Origin of the sequence: Azonexus sp., from assembly GCF_047638095.1 — a bacterium.
Lineage (GTDB): Bacteria > Pseudomonadota > Gammaproteobacteria > Burkholderiales > Rhodocyclaceae > Azonexus.
Genome location: NZ_JBLJBW010000026.1, coordinates 1 through 21,719 on the forward strand (window position 1 = coordinate 1; position 21,719 = coordinate 21,719).

16 protein-coding genes and 1 tRNA gene are annotated in these 21,719 nt (G+C 60.3%); 10 read left to right on the forward strand and 7 right to left on the reverse strand.

Going from position 1 to position 21,719, the window contains the following annotated elements:
- Position 1: 1 nt before the first annotated feature.
- Positions 2–89 (reverse strand) — tRNA-Ser (locus ACM62Q_RS08235).
- A gap of 251 nt (positions 90–340) precedes the next feature.
- Here ACM62Q_RS08235 and ACM62Q_RS08240 point away from each other — a divergent pair.
- The gene (locus ACM62Q_RS08240) at positions 341–646 is read left to right on the forward strand and encodes a helix-turn-helix domain-containing protein (RefSeq protein ID WP_415035433.1); all 306 of its coding nucleotides are present in this window, start codon (positions 341–343) and stop codon (positions 644–646) included.
- A gap of 29 nt (positions 647–675) precedes the next feature.
- Here ACM62Q_RS08240 and ACM62Q_RS08245 read toward each other — a convergent pair whose 3' ends face one another.
- Complete coding sequence (locus tag ACM62Q_RS08245; RefSeq protein WP_415035435.1) at positions 676–1,500, reverse strand: radical SAM protein; 825 nt, start codon at positions 1,498–1,500, stop codon at positions 676–678.
- Positions 1,501–1,546: 46 nt separating this feature from the next.
- Here ACM62Q_RS08245 and queD point away from each other — a divergent pair, with 46 nt between their 5' ends.
- Both queD and ACM62Q_RS08255 read left to right on the forward strand, forming a co-directional pair.
- Positions 1,547–1,999, forward strand: a complete 453-nt coding sequence (queD, locus tag ACM62Q_RS08250; RefSeq protein WP_415035437.1) for a 6-carboxytetrahydropterin synthase QueD — start codon at positions 1,547–1,549, stop codon at positions 1,997–1,999.
- Positions 1,999–3,150 carry a patatin-like phospholipase family protein gene (locus tag ACM62Q_RS08255; protein WP_415035439.1) on the forward strand — a complete coding sequence of 384 codons (1,152 nt, stop codon included), beginning with the start codon at positions 1,999–2,001 and terminating at the stop codon, positions 3,148–3,150. Before queD ends, ACM62Q_RS08255 begins: the two co-directional genes overlap by 1 nt.
- An 18-nt stretch (positions 3,151–3,168) precedes the next feature.
- Here the strand turns inward: ACM62Q_RS08255 and aroG are convergent, their stop codons facing one another.
- The 5 genes from aroG to ACM62Q_RS08280 are packed head-to-tail and all read right to left on the reverse strand — an operon-like array spanning position 3,169 to position 11,240.
- The gene (gene aroG, locus ACM62Q_RS08260; RefSeq protein WP_415035441.1) at positions 3,169–4,257 is read right to left on the reverse strand and encodes a 3-deoxy-7-phosphoheptulonate synthase AroG; all 1,089 of its coding nucleotides are present in this window, start codon (positions 4,255–4,257) and stop codon (positions 3,169–3,171) included.
- Between the two features lie 58 nt (positions 4,258–4,315).
- The gene (locus ACM62Q_RS08265; RefSeq protein WP_415035443.1) at positions 4,316–4,945 is read right to left on the reverse strand and encodes a c-type cytochrome; all 630 of its coding nucleotides are present in this window, start codon (positions 4,943–4,945) and stop codon (positions 4,316–4,318) included.
- A 30-nt stretch (positions 4,946–4,975) separates the two neighbouring features.
- On the reverse strand, positions 4,976–6,421 hold the full coding sequence (gene tldD / locus ACM62Q_RS08270; RefSeq protein WP_415035445.1) for a metalloprotease TldD: 1,446 nt from the start codon (positions 6,419–6,421) through the stop codon (positions 4,976–4,978).
- A gap of 5 nt (positions 6,422–6,426) precedes the next feature.
- Complete coding sequence (locus ACM62Q_RS08275) at positions 6,427–7,215, reverse strand: carbon-nitrogen hydrolase family protein (RefSeq protein WP_415035493.1); 789 nt, start codon at positions 7,213–7,215, stop codon at positions 6,427–6,429.
- A 59-nt stretch (positions 7,216–7,274) separates the two neighbouring features.
- Complete coding sequence (locus ACM62Q_RS08280) at positions 7,275–11,240, reverse strand: YhdP family protein (protein WP_415035447.1); 3,966 nt, start codon at positions 11,238–11,240, stop codon at positions 7,275–7,277.
- 218 nt (positions 11,241–11,458) lie between these two features.
- Between ACM62Q_RS08280 and glnE the strand changes: the two genes are divergently transcribed.
- The 7 genes from glnE to dmeF all read left to right on the forward strand — a co-directional run bounded on the left by glnE (position 11,459) and on the right by dmeF (position 21,703).
- Positions 11,459–14,170 (forward strand): bifunctional [glutamate--ammonia ligase]-adenylyl-L-tyrosine phosphorylase/[glutamate--ammonia-ligase] adenylyltransferase, encoded by a 2,712-nt coding sequence (gene glnE, locus ACM62Q_RS08285; protein WP_415035449.1) that lies wholly within the window; start codon positions 11,459–11,461, stop codon positions 14,168–14,170.
- A 441-nt stretch (positions 14,171–14,611) separates the two neighbouring features.
- Positions 14,612–15,784 (forward strand): porin family protein, encoded by a 1,173-nt coding sequence (locus ACM62Q_RS08290; protein ID WP_415035451.1) that lies wholly within the window; start codon positions 14,612–14,614, stop codon positions 15,782–15,784.
- A 13-nt stretch (positions 15,785–15,797) separates the two neighbouring features.
- Entirely contained in the window at positions 15,798–16,571 is a 774-nt protein-coding gene (locus tag ACM62Q_RS08295; protein WP_415035453.1) for a FecR domain-containing protein, read from the forward strand.
- A gap of 49 nt (positions 16,572–16,620) precedes the next feature.
- The gene (locus ACM62Q_RS08300) at positions 16,621–18,840 is read left to right on the forward strand and encodes a CHASE2 domain-containing protein (protein WP_415035455.1); all 2,220 of its coding nucleotides are present in this window, start codon (positions 16,621–16,623) and stop codon (positions 18,838–18,840) included.
- 140 nt (positions 18,841–18,980) lie between these two features.
- The gene (mtnA, locus tag ACM62Q_RS08305) at positions 18,981–20,069 is read left to right on the forward strand and encodes an S-methyl-5-thioribose-1-phosphate isomerase (RefSeq protein ID WP_415035457.1); all 1,089 of its coding nucleotides are present in this window, start codon (positions 18,981–18,983) and stop codon (positions 20,067–20,069) included.
- The gene (locus ACM62Q_RS08310) at positions 20,062–20,703 is read left to right on the forward strand and encodes a class II aldolase/adducin family protein (protein ID WP_415035459.1); all 642 of its coding nucleotides are present in this window, start codon (positions 20,062–20,064) and stop codon (positions 20,701–20,703) included. Before mtnA ends, ACM62Q_RS08310 begins: the two co-directional genes overlap by 8 nt.
- Positions 20,690–21,703 (forward strand): CDF family Co(II)/Ni(II) efflux transporter DmeF, encoded by a 1,014-nt coding sequence (dmeF, locus tag ACM62Q_RS08315; protein WP_415035461.1) that lies wholly within the window; start codon positions 20,690–20,692, stop codon positions 21,701–21,703. The genes ACM62Q_RS08310 and dmeF overlap by 14 nt, the downstream gene beginning before the upstream one ends.
- The last annotated feature ends 16 nt before the right edge of the window (positions 21,704–21,719 follow it).

The following is a 21,719-nucleotide window of genomic DNA, read 5'->3' on the forward strand; positions in this document are numbered from 1 at the left end:
CTGGCGGAAGCGGTGAGATTCGAACTCACGAACGGTTGCCCGTTGCCGGTTTTCAAGACCGGTGCAATCGACCACTCTGCCACGCTTCCAGGCGCTGTTTCGGCGGATCAAAAACGCCGCGGATGATAGCACAGCGATGCGCACCTTGCTTTTTGCCGTACTGATTTTTCTGTCCTATGACGTTACGTTTAGTTACACAGCATGTTACATATTTGCCATACAAAAATCGTCATACCCACTTGTCTTTCGTCATAAGCACCTCTACAATCCGTCGTATGACCTTAGTCATAGCCCAAAAACACAATTATTTATATCTACCTTCCTTCTTAGGAGAGAAACCATGGCAAACACGAAAGTTATCGAACGCATCGATCCCCGCGAAATCCGTCGCAAACTGGGCTTGAACCAGCAACAGTTCTGGTCGGCGCTGGGCGTTACGCAAAGCGGCGGCTCGCGTTACGAAAGCGGACGCAACATGCCGCGCCCGGTGCGCGAACTGCTGCGCCTGGTGCATGTCGAGCAGATCGACGTCAAAAACATCAAACAGGAAGACTGGGAAGTTGCCGACTATCTGCGCAACGAAGAGCCGGAGCTGTTCAAAACGCTGAAAAAAGCCGCGCGCAGCCGCAGCAAGAAAGTCGCCTGAAAAATTGCCGCACAAACCCCGAACGGGGCTCAGGGTGAAACAATCACCTTGAGCCCCGTTTCTTTGCGGATGACCGCCGCAACCGCTTCCAGCGCCTCAGCGCTCAAAGCGCTCAGACGCGGCGCAGCGGCCTGCTGCGAGGGGCGGGCCAATCCATAGAGATGCACACCTTGCAACTTTGCCGCCAAGGGTTGCAAAGCGGCACAATAGGCCGCCAGGCTTTCTGCGGAAGGCGGCGCGCCATCCAGACAAAACCAGCAGGTCTGCACCCAGGTCGGGGCCAAGGCCGCGCACTGCGCCAGATGCGCCACAGCGCGTTCCAGCGGCCAGGCTATGGCATTGACCGTAGCGATTTCATCGCTGCTGCCGCGATCAAACTTGAACCACACTTCACCGCCCTGCGCCGCGATGTGCCGCAAGCCTTCTTGTACGCCGGGCCGATGCAGAAAACTGCCGTTGGTGATCAAACGCAAAGGCACCTCGAGCTTGCGCTCTTGCATCAGCGCGCACACAGCCTGCACCGCCGGGGCAAACTCGGCCGCGGCGGTTGATTCGCCGTTACCCGAAAAGGCAATATCGGCGAGCGCCGCCGCTTGCCCGCCTGCGACAACAAAGGCACCCGCCAGCAAAGCATCGAGCAGGCTGGCCAATTCCTTGATGAGTTGCGCCAGATCGATCGGCGGCGGCCCACCGCGCTGCAAGTTGTCCACCTGACAGTACAAACAGGCCCAGTTGCAGGCATTATTGGGGTTGAGATTGATACCCACCGAAACTCCGCCGGCCCGGCGCGAGAGCACCGGGTAGACATAGGTGAAGCCAGCGGCGAAGCGGTTGTGGTCGTCAATGCGTAACATGGGGCCATTGTATAATCACCGGCCGTTCCCGCGAATGTTTCCGTCCATGTTGATCACCCGCCGCCTGGAATTCGATGCCGGCCATCGCATTCCCGACCACCAGAGCCAATGCCGCCATCTGCACGGCCACCGTTATGCCATTGAAATCAGCCTGACTGGACGCGTCATCGAACGCGCCGGTGACCCGGCAAACGGCATGGTGATGGATTTTTCCGAGGTCAAAGCGCTGGCCAAGGCGCATGTCGTCGATCTGTGGGACCACGCCTTTCTGGTTTATGCCGGCGACCGCGCCGTGGTCGACTTTCTCGCCACCCTGCCCGGCCACAAAACCGTGCTCCTGGATTGTATTCCGACGGCCGAAAACCTTGCCCAACGTGCTTTTTCCCTGCTCGATCCGGTCTATCAAGATCGTTATGGCAACCAGTTGCAACTCACCCGAGTGCGGCTTTACGAAACCCCCAACTGCTGGGCGGATGCGACACGCCCCACCGGCGACTAATGCCCGCCAGCCGCCCCTGCTGCGCCCGCGCCCTGGTGCTGACGGGCGGCGGCGCGCGGGCGGCTTACCAAATCGGCGTATTGCTGGCGATCAACCGCATCACCGGTAAATCGAAGCGCAACCCTTTTCCCATCATTTGCGGCACCTCGGCCGGGGCCATCAATGCCGCCGGTCTGGCCTGTCAAGCTGAAAACTTTCGTCAGGCCGTCGGCACCCTCAACACCTTCTGGCGTCACATGCGCACCGCCGACATCTACCGTGTCGACAGCGCTGGTGTGGCGGCGGCCGGAGCGCGCTGGTTATCCGCGCTGACCACCGGCTGGCTGACCGGACGCGCCCCCCGCTCGCTTCTGGACAACACGCCGCTGGCCACCTTGCTCAAGCGCCACATCGATTTTTCCGGCATCACGCGCGCCATCGATTCGGGTGCGCTGCAGGCCATCAATGTCACCGCATCGGGCTACGATTCGGGCGAAAGCATCAACTTTTTCCAAGCTCCGCCCTCGGTCAAACCCTGGCAGCGCAGCCAGCGCCTGGGATTGCGCACCACGCTGGGAATCGAACACTTGCTAGGGTCGAGCGCCATTCCCTTTATTTTTCCGGCGGTGCGCATTCACCGCGAGTATTTTGGCGACGGCTCGATGCGCCAGATCGCTCCACTCGCCCCGGCCATTCATCTGGGGGCAGATCGCTTGCTGGTGATCGGTGCCACGCGGGCCAGCGAACAGCGCCGGCGCGGCGAATATGGCGAGGGGGATTACCCCAGCCTGGCGCAAATCGCCGGCCACACGCTATCGAGCATTTTTCTCGATGGATTGTCGATGGATATCGAGCGCATCCAGCGCGTCAACCGCACCTTGGCGGCGCTACCGGAAGAACTGCGCGCAGCGCGCGGCGTCAACCTGCGCCCGATTGAAACCCTGGTCATTGCCCCCTCGCAAAGCATCGATCGCATCGCCGCCGAACATGCCGCCAGCCTGCCGTGGACCATCCGCAAGCTGCTAGGGGGGCTAGGTGCGATGAACCCGCAAGGCGGAGCATTGACGAGTTACCTGCTCTTTGAAAAAAACTTTACCCGCCACCTGATCGATCTAGGCTACGCCGACACCCTGGCACAAAGCCAGGCGGTCGGCGATTTTCTCGAAAACTAAAAAACCCGAGCGCGCGCCTCAGTCCGCCGCATCCACCACCAAACGCCGTGCCCGCACGGCCGCGGCCAAACGATCCAGCACCGAGAGGCTGTCTTCCCAGCCGATACAGGCATCGGTAATGCTTTGCCCATAGGTCAATTCCTGGCCCGGCGACAAATCCTGGCGGCCTTCGCACAGATGCGATTCGACCATCACCCCCATGATGCGCTCTTCGCCAGCCGCCAACTGGGCGGCCACGTTGTCGCACACTTCGACCTGCAAAGCATATTGTTTGCGACTGTTGCCATGCGAAAAATCGACCATCAAACGCGCTGCCAGACCGGCCTTGGCGATTTCCTGGCTGGCTGCTTCAACGCTCGCCGCATCGTAATTGGGCTCCTTGCCGCCGCGCAAAATGACATGGCAATCTTCATTTCCTTGGGTCGACACAATCGCCGTATGCCCAGTTTTGGTCACCGAGAGGAAATGGTGCGGCGAATTCGCCGAGCGTATCGCGTCCACGGCGATGCGCATATTACCATCGGTGCCGTTCTTGAAACCGACCGGGCAAGACAGGCCGGAAGCCAGCTCGCGGTGCACTTGCGATTCCGTCGTGCGTGCGCCGATTGCCCCCCAGGCGATGAGATCGGCGGTGTATTGCGGCGTAATGGTATCGAGAAACTCGGTGGCACACGGCACCCCCATCTCGTTGATTTCCAAAAGAATACGTCGCGCCAGACGCAGACCTTCGTTGATCCGGAAAGTGTTATCCAGTCGTGGATCGTTGATCAAGCCTTTCCAACCGACCGTGGTGCGCGGTTTTTCGAAATACACCCGCATCACGACCACCAGATCATCCTGATATTTTTCAGCTTCCTTAGCCAAGCGCGCCGCGTAATCCATCGCCAAATCATAGTTATGGATGGAACAAGGGCCAACCACCACCAACAGGCGATCATCGGCACCGTGCAAAATACGGTGAATGGCCTGGCGCGCCTGCGCGGTCGTCACGGCGGCGCGAGTGGAAACGGGGTATTCCTTGTTGATCAGGGCCGGCGGCACCAATTCCTTGATGCCTTTGATGCGCAGGTCATCGGTTGCCGGTTTGTCTGTGGGGTGCGAGCTCATGGTTCTTCTTCCAGCAAAATCGTCGAAACGCCCGATTCTACCGGAAGAAGACGGCAATTCAGGGTAATTGGGCGAGGAAGTGCGACAGTGCGAGGATGTCCGGGTTTTTCAGACCGGCCGTAGACACGGCCATCAAGGGGTTATTGCGCACGCCGGTGCCGTCACGGTAATGGGTGATGGATTTTTGCAAATAGGGTTGTTGCTGCCCCGCCAGACGCGGATAAATTTCGGTGCCGCGCGCCCCTGGCCCGTGGCAACGGGCGCACAGTTTTTCATACAAAACCTTGCCCTGCTTGGTGTGTTCCGGGTCGGCCTTGGCCGGCGGCACGACGATACTGGCGTAATACAAGGTGATCTGGGCGCGCTCTTCGTCGTTCAAAACCTTGATCAAACCTTGCATGAACTGATCTTTACGCTCGCCCGAGCCAAATTTACGAATTTGCTCCAGCAGATACGAAGGGTGTTGTCCCGCCAGATTCGGCACATCGGTAGTTTTGGCAATGCCGTTGTCGCCGTGGCAGTTGGCACAAAAGAAACTGGCTTTTTTGCCGGCAGCAATGGCGGCTTGCTGCGCCGCCGGATCGGCCTGCAGGGTTTTCATGCGTTCATGCGCAGGGCTTTGCGCGAGGGCCGACGCAGCACCGGAAAGACCCAAAACGAAGGCCGTCAGCAACGAAAAAAAACGCATGATTGTGCTCCAAATAATGACAGGCTGGAATTATGCCGTTCCGCCTACGGTGAGTCCATCGATTCGCAATGTCGGCTGGCCGACACCAACCGGCACGCTCTGCCCTTCCTTGCCGCAGGTGCCGACGCCGGGATCGAGCTGCAAATCGTTGCCGATCATGCGCACGCGGGTCAGCGCATCCGGGCCGTTGCCGATGAGGGTCGCGCCCTTGATCGGGCGGGTAATTTTGCCGTTTTCGATAAGATAGGCTTCGCTCATGGAAAAAACGAATTTGCCGCTGGTGATATCGACCTGGCCGCCACCAAAATTTGCCGCATAAATGCCCTTTTTCACCGAAGCGATGATTTCCTGCGCATCATGCGTACCGGCCAGCATCATGGTATTGGTCATGCGCGGCAAAGGCAGGTGGGCAAAGGATTCGCGCCGGCCGTTGCCGGTCGGGGCCACGCCCATCAGGCGCGCATTCAGGCTGTCTTGCAAATAACCCTTAAGAATGCCGTCCTCGATCAACACCGTGCGCTGGGTGGGGTTGCCTTCATCGTCTATCGTCAGCGAGCCACGTCGCTCTTGCAGCGTGCCATCGTCGATCACCGTCACCCCGGGAGCGGCCACCCGCTCGCCAACGCGCCCGCTGAAAGCGGAACTGCCTTTGCGGTTGAAGTCACCTTCCAAACCATGACCGACGGCCTCGTGCAGCAAGATCCCCGGCCAGCCGGCCCCGAGCACCACCGTCATGGGTCCGGCGGGGGCCGCTTCGGCCTTGAGGTTGACCACGGCCTGATGCACGGCTTCTGCGGCGTAGCGCTGCAATACCTCATCCGTAAACCAGGAAAAATCAAACCGCCCGCCGCCGCCCGCGCTGCCTTGCTCGCGCTGGCCGTTTTCTTCAACGATGACCGAAATCGAGCAGCGCACCAAGGGCCGGATATCCGCCGCCAGCCGACCGTCGGAGCCGGCCACCAAGATCACTTCATATTCACCGGCAAGCCCGGCATTGACCTGCACCACGCGCGCATCCGCCGCGCGGGCAAAGGATTCCAGACGCTCCAGAAGCGCCACCTTGGCGGGTGCCGACAAAGATGCCAGCGGGTCTTGCGGCAGATACAAACCCGACGGCTGGGCAGAGGCGCGCAACACCGGCACTTTGCCCGTCTGCCCGGCACGGGCAATGGCGCGCACGGCACCGGCCGCATCGCTCAAAGCCAGCGCGCTGATATCGTCTGAGTAGGCAAACGCAGTCTTCTCCCCCGCCAGGGCGCGCACGCCGACGCCTTGGTCGATATTGAAACTCCCTGATTTGACGATGCCTTCATCCAAACTCCAGGCTTCCGAACGGGAATACTGAAAATACAGGTCGGCATAATCCACCTGGTGGCTGAGGATATTGCCAAAGGTCCGGCTCAGGTCGTTTTCGCTCAGACCGAAGGGGGCAAGCAAAACGGCTTCGGCCTGCTGTAAGAGGTTTTGTTTCGTCATGGTTCTCACAATTTACGATGCGCAAGCGCCGGCAGTTTGCCGCGCACATGGTTCAGTCGGGCGTGGTCGAGTTCCGCCAGCACCACGCCCGGGCCTTTTAATTTACGGTCGAGCACCTCGCCCCAAGGGTCGATGATCATACTGTTACCGTGCGTCAGGCGGCCATTGGCGTGCCGCCCGCCTTGCCCGGACGCCAGCAGATAACACTGGTTTTCAATGGCGCGGGCGCGCAGCAGAATTTCCCAATGCGCCCGCCCGGTGATTTCGGTAAACGCCGCCGGCATCACAATCAGATCGATCTCCCCCAGGCCTCGATAAAGCTCCGGAAAGCGCAGATCGTAGCAGATCGACAAGGCCAGCCGGCCAAAGGGCGTCGTCACCGCCACCGCTTGCGTACCGGCCTCGATGACCGCCGCTTCATCATAGGCTTCCATGCCTTGGCGAAAGGCAAACAAATGGATTTTGTCGTAACGCGCCACGCACGCGCCGTCTGGATCGAACAGCAAACAACTGTTACGCATTTTCTCCGGTGCATCGCCAAAGAGCGGCAGCGAACCCGCCACCAGCCAGAGACCATGGGCTTGCGCCGTTGCCGCCAACCAATCCTGGATCGGGCCACTGCCATAGGTTTCGCGCGCGGCCAGGCGTGCGCTATCGGCCGCGCCGATGATGGGAAAATACTCCGGCAAGGTGACGAGCTGCGCGCCTTGCGCCGCCGCCGCCGCGACCCAATACGCCGCCGTGCGCAGATTTTCTGCCACATCGGGGCCAGAAATCATCTGCACGGCGGCCATCAGACAGTTGGCAGGCGTCTTAACGGCAAGGGTATTTTCTGCGGCAAGCAGCGCGCCATTCATGGGGTTTTCTCCTGTCCGTCGAGCGGCGTGATGGCAGCCAAACCTTTTTTCTCGACCTTGGGTTCGGACCAGTTGCCGGTAATCCGATAGTTATACGCCAGCGCCTTGTTCAGCGGATTTTTCAGCACCGTATTGGCAACCAGCGCCGCCGCCCCAGCGACGGGATTGATCAAGGCGGTTGCGCCAATCGCCAGCATGCTCACTTCCGGGCGTATCTGCACGCTCAAATCCTGCGTTTCACGCTGCAAATGGGTACTGCCGTCAATGCTCACCTGCGCCGCCGGGCCGTTGATCTGCAGGCCGCCCAAGGTTTTCATCTCGCCGCTTTCGATGATCAATTTGCCGCTGATGCGGTCAAAGGCAAAGCCTTCGCTGAATAAATCACGAAAATCGAGCGTCAAACGGCGCGGCAGAGATTGCAGGGAAATCAGACCGAGCAGGCGGCCTGCCCCGGGTTTGAGCTGATTGAACTGACCATCGCGGGCATCGACCTCCAAATCACCGCTCAAACTGGCATAGTCGATATCCGTCAGCGCGCCGCGCCAGTGCAGCTTGCCGGACAAATTCGCCGTCCCCTGGCGCACTGCATCCTCGTAGCCCAGGCGGGCAAGCAACCTGCCGATGTCCTTGGCATTCAAGGTGAAGTCCAGATCGGTACCTTGCTGCGCGCCGCGCGTCCAGCGCCCATTGGCACTCAATTCGCCGTCAGGATTACTCAGGCGCAAAGATTCCAGCAACCAGGCCTGACCTGAATTGCGCGCCTTCAAGTGCAGCGTTCCCAAAGCCTTGTCATCGAGCGACAAAGCATCCACCGTCAGCTGCATGCCGGGCAGCGACGTGCTTTCCCCTTGGGCGGGTGCGCTGCCTTGTGCCGCCATCCGCTCATGGTGCAGGCGCAGATGGCGCAAGCGCCCCGCCAACCAACCGTCGCCAGCGCTGCGCCAGAGCAGGTCACCTTCGGCCTCGGCGGCGCGCAGCTTGATTTTCCAACCCTCGGGTTGCGCCGTCAGGGCCACATCGAGGGCGTTATAGAGGTTATCGAAAAGTTTGAGCTGTGCGGTTTTGAGCTCGATCTGCGCCAGCGGCAATTCCTCCTGTGCCGCCGCAGAAGACGCCGGCAGCGCCGCTGCCGTGGCAGCGGTGTTTTTGGTCGGCAGCAGCGCGGCGCGCCAAGCATCACCGTCGATTTTTGGCAGCGCGATGCGCACCGCCAGGCCATTCGCCGGCAAAGCATTCGGCGTGGGCGCAGCGGCGGGAGCCCCCACGGCAATGACGCCCCCCGCCCAGCGCCCCTCGCGCCGTTGCAGGAATCCACTGAGGCTCTGGCCCAGCGTAATGCGATAGTTTTCCTGTCCGGCCACCGGTTCACTGCGCTCGATACGCAAGGGCCAAGGCGTGCCGGCGGCCTTGTGCAAGGGTTCGGGCAGGGGCGACACGGCACCTGCCAGATCGGAGCTGACCAGAACATAGGCTTTGCGCCGTTGAATGATAATGTCACTTTTCCACTGCGCTGTGCCACTCACTTGATCGAGCAAAGGCCAGGCAAAATGCTCGCCGACAACCGCCAGATCCGCCTTGCCGGAGGCCTTGATGACAACCTTGCCGCCGGCTTTATCGGCTTCGCTGCTGACGGCGACGCGCACCGGGCCGTTGAAGGCCTGACCGCTGATTTCCTTGGCCGTCACCGCTTTTTCGCTGATATCGAGCACGCCGCGCACCTGGGTAATCGGCGGCAGACCATCGACCACGCGCAAGCGATTATCAAAAAACTGATAGCGCCCGCGCAGGCGTGTGTCAGCAATGCGACGCAAAGGCAGATCGATGGCCAGATCGAGCTCGCCCGCGCCTTCGGCCTGCATGCCGGCGGTGAAATGGTCGATACTCGCCGCCACCGGGCTTTGTTCGATGAACTTCAAAAACTCCCCGGTCGGCCCCAGCGCCTTGCCTCTGATGATGAGCATTTCATCGAGCACGTCAAAATCCGGCATGCTCACCTCGGTCGCCCCCAGTGTTGCCCCCAGAATGCGCCCGCGCTGCGCCTTGATGCGCATGCCGTAATCAAAGGCCATGTCGGCATCGATTGCTTCGATCACCGGCCAACCCTCGGCATAATCAATGCGCGCGGCGTGCGCTTTGGCGGTCACCAGAAATTGCCCGAGCTTGGGGTCGCGAAAAGGAAAATCGCGCAAATTGCCGCGCAGCACGAGCTTGGCATCGCTCGCCGTGCCGCCGGTAATGCCATCACGCAACCACTGGCGGGCCTCGGCATTGACCGCATGCGGCATGTAGCGCCATACGGCGCGCCCGTCGGCGCGGTCAATTTTGGCGGTCAAATCGATCTCTCCCGGCCCGGCGCCGTCATAGCGATAGCGCCCCTGCGCCGAGCCGTGGGCATCCGGGCTGTCAAACTGGACACGCTCGATGTCCACCGCCACGGCACCCTCCTTCAGGCTCCAGCGTGTATCGGCCTGCAAACGATCAAAACGGATTTCCGCTTCGGGAAAAACCGCTGGCAAAAACAGCGCCGCCGCCTTGGCATCGATGTGCAGTTGTCCGCCGCCTTCATTTGCTTCGATCGTGCCACGTAAATTCTGCGCACCGGGAAAATAGCTTTCGGCGCGCACGCCCAAACCGCTGAAACGCGCCTTCACGGCGTAACGTGTCAGCGCCTCGTTTTCCCAGCGCCAATGGCTGTCCAGCGCGTTAATTTCTCCTCGCGGCGCGTAGGCCTGCAAAAGCGTCCAGGTGCGCGCATCGAGCGGCAAAAAATCGGAAAGCTGCGCAAGCTTTTCCAGATCCAGACGCGGTGCCGTAAAACGCCCTTCCTGAGCACCAGCCCGGGTTTGCCAATCAAGAGAAAATTCAGTCGGCGGCAAATGCACGCCACTACGCGTACGCAATTCAAACTCTCGGGCAGCGAGTTGCCAGCCCTGCGCCTGGTAGCTCGCCGAAAGCCGCCCGCGCGCCAGCGCCAGATCGAGTACCGGCTTGTTTTTTGCTAGCTGTACGCGCAGAGCATCGAGCGCAAGATCCGCCGTTACAGCGAGTTTTCCTGCCCGCAAATCTGCCCACAAGCGCAAACCGCCTTGGCCCTGCGTCAAAGGCAAGGGGTAATCTATCCACGGCTGCCAGGCAGCAAGATCGGCGGCGGGCAGCGCAAGAAAAAACTTTGCCTCGAGCGCACTTTCCGACAGCGGCCAAATTTTTTCCAACGCCCCGGCAAACTCGCCACGCACATCGAGACGCCCGGCCAAGGCCGGCGGCGGCAAGGCAGAAACACCCAAGCGATGCCGCCGGCCGTGCTTGTCCAGACGAATCTGCACGTCTTCCAGCACCAGGGGCGGTGCCGCGCGCAGCGCATCGTCCCAGAGCAGGGTAGCGTCATTGACGCGGATGCGCTGATGCCCGAGCAGCCAATCCATGCCGCTCCCGTCCGTTTCGGCGCTGCCGCGCATCCCGGCGATTTCGATCTGCCCCTCTGCCGTTCGGCGCACATTCAAGACCGGGCGCTCGATCACCAGCAAATCCAGCAGCGGCTGCCAACGCCACAGGCTGTGCCAGGAAAAAACCGCATCAACCTGCGCCAAAGTCAGCGCCGGGCTGCCATCTGCCGCCAAGAGACTCAAATCTTCCAGCACCAACTCTGGATTGAGATGACGCCAATGCGCGCTGATGCGCCCGATGCGCACCTCTTGCCCGAGCGCCTGGGCGAGCGTTTTTTCCAATGCCGGGCGGTAATCATCAATCGCCGGCAAAACATAAAAACGCAAACCCAAAAAAACCGCCACGAACACCAGCCAGAGCACCAGCGCCAGCCAGCCCAAGAGGCGCAAGCTCAAACCCAGCGACACCCCCAGCCAGGAACGCGCCAAGAGCCGACGCCAATTCTGGACACGGTAATTGAGCGCCTGCCGTAACTGGCGGCGCTGCGGGCTGGGCAAGCTTGGCGGCAGGGCGCTCATGCGGTAGCGCTCATGCAAAGCTTCTTGTCCAGTTTTGCCAGAACAGGAATTTGCTCACTAAAATGCGATTCTCCACAGCAAAATCGGGGCCGTCACAGCGCAAGCTCGCGCAAAAAAAGCGCCGACTTGCCGCCAGATGATTTCTTTGGCAGCTTTCCCGCCACAAAATAACCCGGCATTCTACCCTTTTCAGGTTTGCCCGAACCTCGCCCCCCGCCATGACATCTTCCTTCGATCCCCGCTGGCACAACGCCCTCACCCACAGCCGCTACCTCAAGCAACTCCTGGTCGCCCGCCCCGCCTTGGTCGAGGCGCTCACGGCGCAGTGGGAAAAACCACTCGACTACGCCAGCCTCGAAGCCCCTTTCTACGCTGAAAACACCCCGGGCGAGCACAGCGACGACCACCTGCGCACTGCGCTGCGCCACCTGCGCCAGCGCGTCATGGCGCAACTCATCCTGCGCGACCTGGGCGGCCTGGCCAGCCTCGACGAAGTCATGCACAGCATGAGCTGGCTGGCCGATTTCACGACCAACACCGCACTGGCCCACCATCACCGGCAACTGGTTGCGCTTTATGGCGAACCCTTGAGCGAAACAGGACAGGCGCTGCGCCTGCTCGTCGTTGGCATGGGCAAACTCGGCGGGCGGGAATTGAACGTTTCTTCCGATGTCGATTACATTTTCATCTACCCGGAAGACGGCGACACCGCCGGCCCGAAAAAAATCGAAAACTTCGATTTTTTCACCCGCCTGGGCAAGAAACTCATCCAAACCCTGGGCGACATCACCGCCGACGGCCAGGTTTTTCGCGTCGATATGCGCTTGCGTCCCAATGGCGATTCCGGCCCGCTCGTCTGCTCGCTCGATGCTCTGGAAAATTATTTCGTCACCCAGGGCCGCGCCTGGGAGCGTTACGCCTGGATCAAGTCGCGGGTGATGAATGCGGGCGACAACACCCAAAACGAATGGACACGCGCCCTCGAACGCACCGCCCATCCCTTTGTTTTTCGCAAATATCTGGATTTTGGCACCATCAACGCCATGCGCGATTTGCACGCGCAGATTCGCCGCGAAGTCGCGCGCAAGGATCACATCGACCACATCAAACTCGGCCCGGGCGGCATCCGTGAAATCGAATTCATCGCCCAGGTCTTCCAGCTCATACGCGGCGGACGCGACCCCGCTTTGCAAATTCGCCCCACCTTGCAGGTGCTGGCCCTGCTTGCCGAGCGCCAGATCATCACGCCCGAAGCCCAAAGCGAACTCCAGGCTGCCTACATTTTTTTGCGCCGCCTGGAACACCGTCTGCAATACGTCGACGATGCACAAACCCACCTCCTGCCCACCGCCGACAAGGCCCGCGAACTGATCGCACAAAGCATGGATTTTGCCGATTGGGCGCAGTTTTCCCCCGTGCTCACCGCCCACCGCGCCCGCGTCAGCCAGCATTTCGAACATGTTTTTGCCGACCCGGAAGAAGGCGAGCACCCATTCACCGGCCTCTGGCTCGGGCAGATCGACACCGAAAGCGCCCATGCATTACTCAACGCCCAACATTTTCGCACGCCGGCAAAGGTCGTGCAGCGCCTGGCCGAATTGCGTCAATCCGGCCGCTACCAGCAGCTTCCGGCCAGCAACCAGCAACGCTTTGACACCATCGGCCCGCGCCTGATCGAAGCCGCCGGCAGCACGACCGACCCGGACACCACCTTGCACCGGGCGCTGCTTTTCATCGAACACATCGCCCGGCGCGGCACCTATCTCGCCCTCTTGCAGCAATACCCGCTGGCGCTGCGCCGCCTCACCGACCTGCTCGGCGCATCGCAATGGGCGAGCGACTACCTCATGCGCTACCCCCTGTTGCTCGACGAACTGCTCAATCCACGCCTCTACGAAGCCGCCACCGACTGGCCGGCGTTTCGCGCACAGCTGCAAAAAACCCTCGCCGACCACGCCGACGATACCGAACGCGAAATGGACATTCTGCGCGAAATGCACCACGCCCAGCTGTTTCGCCTGCTCGCCCAAGATTTGGCCGGCCAGCACAGCATCGAAAAACTCTCCGACCACCTCAGCGAACTGGCCGATACGGTCATCCAGGAAACCTTGCCGCTGGCCTGGGGCAAGATTCGCCAGCGCCACTGCGCCGCGCCCAAAATCGCCGTCATCGGCTATGGCAAGCTCGGCGGCAAAGAATTGGGCTATGCCTCCGATCTCGATCTCGTCTATCTCTATGACGACGCCGACCCGGACGCCGCCGACAATTACGCCCGCCTGGTGCAGCGCATGAACACCTGGCTCTCCGGCCAGACCGGGGCCGGCACCCTATTCGAAACCGATTTACGCCTGCGCCCCAACGGCGATGCCGGGCTACTGGCCGTCAGCCTGGACGCTTTTCGTGACTACCAGCTCAAACACGCCTGGACCTGGGAACACCAGGCGCTGACCCGCGCCCGCGCCTGTGCCGGGGACCGCGCGCTCGGCGAGCGCTTCGAAAAACTGCGCTGCGACATCCTCTGCCAGGCGCGCGATCGCACCCAATTAAAAGAAGACATCCTCGCCATGCGCGAAAAAATGCACGCTGCCCACACCCGCAACGATCCGCAATTTTTCGACCTGAAACACGACCGCGGCGGCCTGATTGATGCCGAATTCATCGTGCAATATCTGATTCTCGGTCACGCCCATCGGCATCCTCGCCTGACCGCCAACCTCGGCAACATCGCCCTTCTCGGCATCGCCGCCGAACTCGGCCTAATCCCCAACGCCACCGCTCAAGCCGCCGCCGACGCCTACCGCGAGCTACGCCGCCAACAACACCTGATCCGCCTCTCCGAAACCCCCAAAGCCCCAGTCGAACGCAGCCAGGTCAAAACCGCCAGCGCAGCGATCAGCCTACTGTGGAACAGCCTCTTTACCCCCCACTGAATTTGCCTTGCCGCACACCCTTGCCGTGAGCTACCCCCCAACTCGCCCAAAGCACACAGAAACCCCATCGATCTACGGCGAAAAACCCGCAATAAATAGCCTTTTGCTGGCAAAATAAACCATTGCGTAATCGTTTACAGGTATTGCAAACACCTCAAAAACACGAAGTCATGCCTAAATCCTCTGCCAAACCTCTGCCAAAATCCGCGCAAGCCACGGCAGACCAAGCCTAGGAAAATCTTCATGTTTCATCACCCCGCATCGTCTCTTGATTTTTTAGGTTTCTCCATGCCTCTCACCACCCCGCCCACTCTACGACGCTTCGCGCTTATTTTAGGTCTCGCCATCAGCGCCTCTGCCAACGCAGACGACAGGCTTCAGAATGCACGCGATTTACTCGCCGCAGGCCAAGGAAAAACCGCTTTTACATTGCTCGAAAGCATGGAAAACGATCATGCCGGCGACGCGCAATACGACATTTTGTTTGCCATTGCCGCCAACGACAGCGGCCAATACACGCGCAGCGTTTTCGCTCTGGAACGGGTGCTCAGTATCGAACCCGATAACCACCGAGCACGCATCGAAATGGCCCGCGCCTACCTCGCCTTAGGCGAAACCAGTAAGGCCCGCCAGGAACTGCATGCAGCGCGCAATCCATCACTGCCCGAAGAAACGACGCGCACCATCGAGCGCTATCTGGATGCCGTCGATCGAGCCGACAACACCAGCCGCACCACGGTGCGCGGCTATCTCGAAGGCAGCATCGGTTATGACAACAATCTCAATGCCGGCCCGCGCCAGAGCAGCATCGCCATTCCTGCCTTTGGCGGCCAGCCCGTTCTGATCAACCGCGACAGCCGTGCCAACAGTGCTTTTTTTGCCAGCGCCGCAGGTGGGGTCAATGTGCGCCACCCGGTCAACTCCCGCCTGTCTCTGACGGCCGGTTTGAGCGGCTGGGAAAAAACCAATCGGCACCACGGTGCTTACGATACCGCCAGTGTCGATGCCCATACCGGCCTCGCCTGGCGCGCCGAGCGCAATACTTGGTCACTGACTGCACAATACAACCAGTTTTTCCTGGACGACGATCGCTACCGCCGCGCCAGCGGGCTCACCGCCCAATGGCAACACGACTACGACGCGCGCAATCAATTGACGAGCTTCGTGCAATATGCGGCGCTGGATTACGCCAAACAATCAATACGCGATGCCGATCGCTGGGTTTACGGCGCAGGCTTTGCACATGCTCTGCAAGGCGGGAAAACTTTCTACGCCAGCCTATATGGCATCCAAGAAAAAGAAAAAGCTGCGCGGCAACGCCAATTGGGCCACACCGGCTACGGCATGCGCCTGGGAGCGCAAACCGCTTCTGACCAAGCCCTTGTGCTCTTTGCCAGCATTGCATATGAAACACGTCGTTACGGCGGCGAAGAAGCTATTTTTCTCAAGTCGCGCCGCGACCATCAATTTGATGCCAGCATCGGCCTTAATTGGCGGCTCTCCCGCGTTTGGTCGCTCTCGCCACGCGCCGCCTATGTTAAAAACAACTCCAACATCGCGCTCAACACCTATGACCGCAGCAATCTAAGCCTGACACTGCGCCGCGATTTCTAAAAGGAACACGACCATGCCCACCTCTTTGCTCATGCGCCTGCTCTCCCTCCTTTTCAGCGCCTTATTCAGCACACTGGCGTTTGCCAATGCCGGTTACATACATTTTGCACGCGGCAATGTCAGCGCAACCGACACCCAAGGCAATGTTCGTGCCTTAAACAAAGGCGACCATTTTTCCGCCGGCGACACCATCAACACAGGCAAAGCAGCCCTTGCCCAAATGAAATTCACCGATGGAGCCCTTGTCTCCTTACAGGCTGATAGCAGTTTTCGGGTCGATGAATACCACTACAACGGCAAGAGCGACGGCAGCGAAAAAGGCAATTTCAGCTTACTGCAGGGTGGCCTGCGTACCCTGACCGGTGCCGTAGGCCGGCAAAATCGCAGCAATTACAAAATGAACGCTGTCGTTGCCACCATCGGCATCCGTGGTACGGAATACACGGCGCAGCTCGATGACACCCGAGAAACCTTGATCGTGCACACCAGCGCTGGTGTGGTGGAAGTCTGCAACAACACCGGCTGCCTCCTCCTTTCCAGCGGTGAAACAGGGCGCATCAGCGCCAACAAAGAACCCCAGCGCACCGCCTTCCAGCCGCAACTCCCCCCGGCCACACCACGGGAAGAAACCACCGGCACCGTGTTTTCAAGTTCAGAAAACAGGACACCCAGCGGAGCACTGACAACCGTGCCCCATACCCCTCTTGCTACCGATCCTCCTGTCCAGCCGGGTAACCCATACACGCCTCCAAGCGGTCCAAACTACCCACCTGTCGGGGGAATATGAATCGTAAACATCATCCCTATCCCAAAGCCTGAGCGGCGCGCGCAAGCCCATGCGCATACGCCAACAAATCTCCCGCCACCTTATCGGGCTGCTTTTGTTGGCGCTTTTTTTGGCACATGCCGGTCATTGGCTGCGCATCGATTTAATCAGCCGGTTGGACGCCATTATTTATGACGTTCGTCTACGCCTCACCGCCCCGGGAGGGGTAGACGAACGTATCGTCATTATCGATATCGACGAAAAATCACTGGCGGAAGAAGGGCGCTGGCCGTGGTCAAGAGATCGTTTGGCACAGTTGGTGGAACAGGTATTCAGTCAGCATCATGCCCGTTTGCTGGCGTTTGACGTGGTTTTTGCCGAGGCAGATCGCAGCTCCGGCATCGATACCTTAGAAAATCTGGCGCAAAACAATTTGCGCGATATTCCACGTTTTCAAGACGAAATGGCACGGTTGCGCCCCACGCTCGATTACGACGCACGCTTCGCGCAAGCCATTGCCAAGCGGCCAGTGGTCCTCGGATATTATCTGGGGCATGCCGAATTTTCTTCTGGCGCTTTGCCCGAAGCCGTGCTACCTGCCGGAAGCTTGGCCGGGCACCCGGTGGCCATCAGCCAATGGCGCAGTTACGGCGGCAATCTGCCGCAGTTGCAAAGGGTCGCGCACGCAGCCGGCTACTTCAATCCGCTGGTTGATTTCGATGGGATCTTCCGCCGCGTACCCTTGCTCGCTGAATACCAAGGAGAGTATTACGAATCACTGGCGCTCGCCGTTGTCCGCGCCTTGCTCGATTTCCCCCCTGTTTTCCCGGGTTTTACTGCCGACAGCGACGCCTATGCCGGTATGGAATGGCTCGATCTGCCCGGCGAAAAAATCACCCTGCGCCTGCCGGTTGACGCCAATGTCGCCGCGCTCATCCCCTATCGCGGCCCGCAGGGCAGTTTTCCTTATGTTTCCGCAAGCGACGTTTTGCATGGCCGTCTACCCAAGGGAGCGCTCACCGATCGCATCGTGCTGCTCGGCACCTCCGCTCCCGGTCTGGTCGATTTACGCGCCACGCCGTTTGGCGTCACTTACCCAGGGGTTGAAGCGCATGCCAACCTAATTGCCGGCATGCTTGATCAGCGCCTGCTGCACAAGCCGGAATACGCAACCGGTGTTGATGTGCTCACGCTCTGTCTGCTTGGCGCATGCATGATCATTCTGGTTCCCCGCCTGTCGGCCTGGCGCGCGACACTATTTACGCTCACTCTCCTGGCGAGCTTGCTGGGTATCAATCTGACATTTTGGTTATACGGCCAACTCGTCATGCCGATCGCCGGCAGCATGTTGTTTGTCTTATTGCTTTACATTGCGGATATGTCTTGGGGGTATTTTTTCGAGTCACATAACAAACGGCAACTGACACGACTCTTTGGCCAATACGTTCCACCGGAATTGGTTGAGCAAATGAGCCAGGATCCGGAAAACTACAGCATGGTCGGGCGCAAAGCTGAATTAAGCGTGCTGTTTTCCGACATTCGCGGGTTCACGGCAATTTCGGAAACCCTGCCTCCGGAAGAATTGACGGCGCTGATGAATTTTTATCTGGGCGCGATGACCCAGGTCATCGCCAGCACCCGTGGCACCTTGGACAAATACATCGGCGATGCCGTCATGGCCTTCTGGGGCGCGCCCATGGCTGACGAAATGCACGCCCACCACGCCGTACAGGCGGCACTGAACATGCAAACCCGCCTCGATCAGCTCAATCGTGAACTGCAACAGCGCGGCTGGCCAGCCTTACGTATCGGCATTGGCATCAACAGCGGCTGGATGACCGTCGGCGACATGGGCTCCCCTCTACGCCAGTCCTATACCGTCATGGGCGACGCAGTCAATCTCGCCTCTCGCTTGGAGGGCGTATGCAAGCAATACGGCGTAAATATCGTACTCGGAGAAGCCTGCTGCCCGCTCTTGAAGGATGCCTATCTTTTGCGTGAAATCGACAGCGTTCGCGTCAAAGGGCGACAAGAAGCGCTACGCATCTACGAACCCATCATCCTAAGCGCAGAAGCTGACGACGCAACACGAGAAACGCTGGCAAGCTGGCATCGCATGCTCACGCTGTATCGCCAGCAAGCATGGGATGCTGCCCTCGTCTTGCTGAATTCGCTCGAAGGGCGGATCCCGCCAGGACTGGCGCAGATTTTCTCGCAGCGCCTGCATCACTACCGAGACAAACCACCAGCAGCCGATTGGGACGGGGTCAGCGATTTAAGCGAAAAATAAGCAAAAATCATGAAAAACCGGCACCTGACCACCACTCAAAACGAAGCAACACCCCCCTTTCCCACCACCAACAATCTCGCAAAAAGCGTTCTCAGCGCTTGCTTAGGGCAAAATGCTCGGGTACTGGAGAAAGCGACACCATGAACGTCAACGGCATCCCGACCCGCCCTTTGCGCGCATTTCCTGCGCGTGCAACGATAGAAATCATCGACCAAACCCAACTGCCGCATGTGCTGCGCTGGTTGGAAATCAACGACTTAGACGCCGCCGCCCACGCCATTCGCGTCATGCAGGTACGCGGCGCGCCCTTGATCGGCGCTACCGCCGCTTATGGTTTGGCTCTTGCGCTGCGCGACAAAGCCGATACGGCGCATTTACACGCCGCTGCCGCGCAGCTCGCTGCCACCCGTCCTACCGCTGTCAATCTGCACTGGGCGCTGAGCCGCATGCTGGCGCATCTATTGCCCCTGCCCGTGGCCGAACGCCCCGCCGCGGCCTGGCTTGAAGCCAGTGCGATTGCCGAGGAAGATGTGGCGCAAAACGCGGCCATCGGCCAGCACGGTCTGGCGCTGTGGAAAGATTTGCTGATTGCTGACCACCGCACCCTCAACATCATGACCCATTGCAACGCTGGCTGGCTGGCCACTGTCGATCACGGCACCGCACTCGCACCGATTTATGCGGCGCACGATGCGGGGATTCCGGTGCACGTCTGGGTGTCGGAGACGCGCCCGCGCAACCAGGGTTTGCTCACCGCCTGGGAGCTGGAACAACACGGCGTGCCTTACACCTTGATCGCCGACAACGCGGCGGGGCTGTTGCTGCGCCAAGCTCAGGTCGATGCCGTCATCGTCGGCGCCGATCGCATCGCGGCCAATGGCGATGTCGCCAATAAAATCGGCACCTACCTGAAAGCTTTGGCCTGCGCCGATAACGGTATTCCTTTTTATGTCGCCGCGCCGCGCTCGACGATCGATTTTGCCTGCCCGGAAGGGGCAGATATTCCGATTGAAACACGCCACGGCGACGAACTTCGCCTCATCAGCGGGCGGGATGCCACTGCCCAGCTTGCTCATTTGCGCCAATTACCGGCGAGCGAAGATGTCTACAACCCGGCCTTTGATGTCACCCCAGGATGGCTGATCAAAGCCCTCATCACCGAACGCGGCAGCTGCCCGGCCAACCGCGCCGGGCTGGCCGCGCTCTACCCGGAAGCAAACCATGACTGAAGCGCGCACCGAACTCATTGCCGCCGCCCAGGCCATGCAACACAGCGGATTGAACCGGGGCACGGCCGGCAATATCAGCCGGCGCTGGGGCGAGGGCGAGCAGGCAGGCTTCTACATCACCCCCACCGGCATGCCCTACGCCACGCTCGCACCGGAAGACATTGCACACATGCGCTTGACGGGAGAAACCAGCGGGCGGCGCAAACCTTCCTCCGAATGGCGCTTGCACCGCGACCTCTACGCGGCCCGCCCGGAAATAGGGGCCGTAGTGCACGCCCATTCGCCCTTTGCCGTGAGCCTCGCCTGCTTGCGCCGCGACATTCCGCCTTTCCATTACATGATCGCCCGCTTTGGCGGCGACAGCGTACGCTGCAGCCGTTACGAGCTCTTCGGTACGGCCGAACTCTCCGCTGCCGCCCTCGACGCCATGGTCGATCGCCACGCCTGCCTGCTCGCCAACCACGGCCTGCTCGTCGCCGGGCGCGATCTGACACAGGCTTTGGCGCTCGCCGGCGAACTGGAAGAACTCTGCGAACAATACTGGCGCGCCTGCCAGCTCGGCCAACCGGCGCTGCTCAATCGCGATGAAATGGCCGCCGTGTTGAAAAAATTCACCACCTATGGCCAGCAATAAACCGGCGACACCGGCCCCGCACGACCTCTCGCGCTGGGCGCAAACGCACGATTTTGGCGGCACCAGCCCGCGCGCCGAAAAGAGCACACGCTGGGTGCTGTGGATTACGCTCGCCATGATGCTGATCGAAATCAGCGCCGGCTGGTGGTTCAACTCGATGGCACTGTTGGCCGACGGCTGGCACATGAGCTCGCACGCGCTGGCCATTGGCCTGGCCGCCTTTGCCTACGCCGCGGCCCGGCGTTATGCCGACGATCCCAGTTTTGTCTTCGGACCTTGGAAAATCGAAGTGCTGGCGGCCTATACCAGCGCGCTTTTTCTTTTGCTCGTGGCGGCACTGATGGTCTGGGGTGCGGCCGAACGCCTGCTCAATCCCTCGCCCATCGCCTATGCTGAGGCGATCGCCATTGCCATTTTGGGCCTCATCGTCAATGCCCTCTGCGCCCTGATCTTGCTGCGCGCCAAACAGCCGCTGTGTTCCGGGCATTCGCACGATCACCCCCATGCCCACCCCCACAGCCACGCCCACACCCACGGCGATGACCTCAACCTGAAAGCCGCCTATATCCACGTCCTCACCGACGCCCTCACCTCGGTGCTGGCCATTGCTGCTCTCGCCGGAGGCTGGTGGCAAGGCTGGTCCTGGCTCGATCCCGCCTGCGCCCTCGTCGGTGCGCTTCTCGTCGCCCTGTGGGCAAAAAACCTGCTGCGCGACAGCGCCCACATCTTGCTCGGGCGAGAAACCGATCCGCCGCTCGAGGCAGCAATTCGCCAACGCATACAGGCTTTCGACCCCACCCTGCAAATCACCGATCTGCACCTCTGGCCGGTCGGTAACGCCCGCTACGCCGGCGCGCTCTCTCTACTCAGCCACAACCCCGCCCTCACCCCGCTCAACATCCGTGACTATTTGGCGAGCGAAGGCGCACTGGTGCATCTGACGGTGGAAATCCATCCCTGCGATCATTGTCCGCCCGTACCCCTCGCGCCTGCCGGATAACAAAAAATCGGAAATC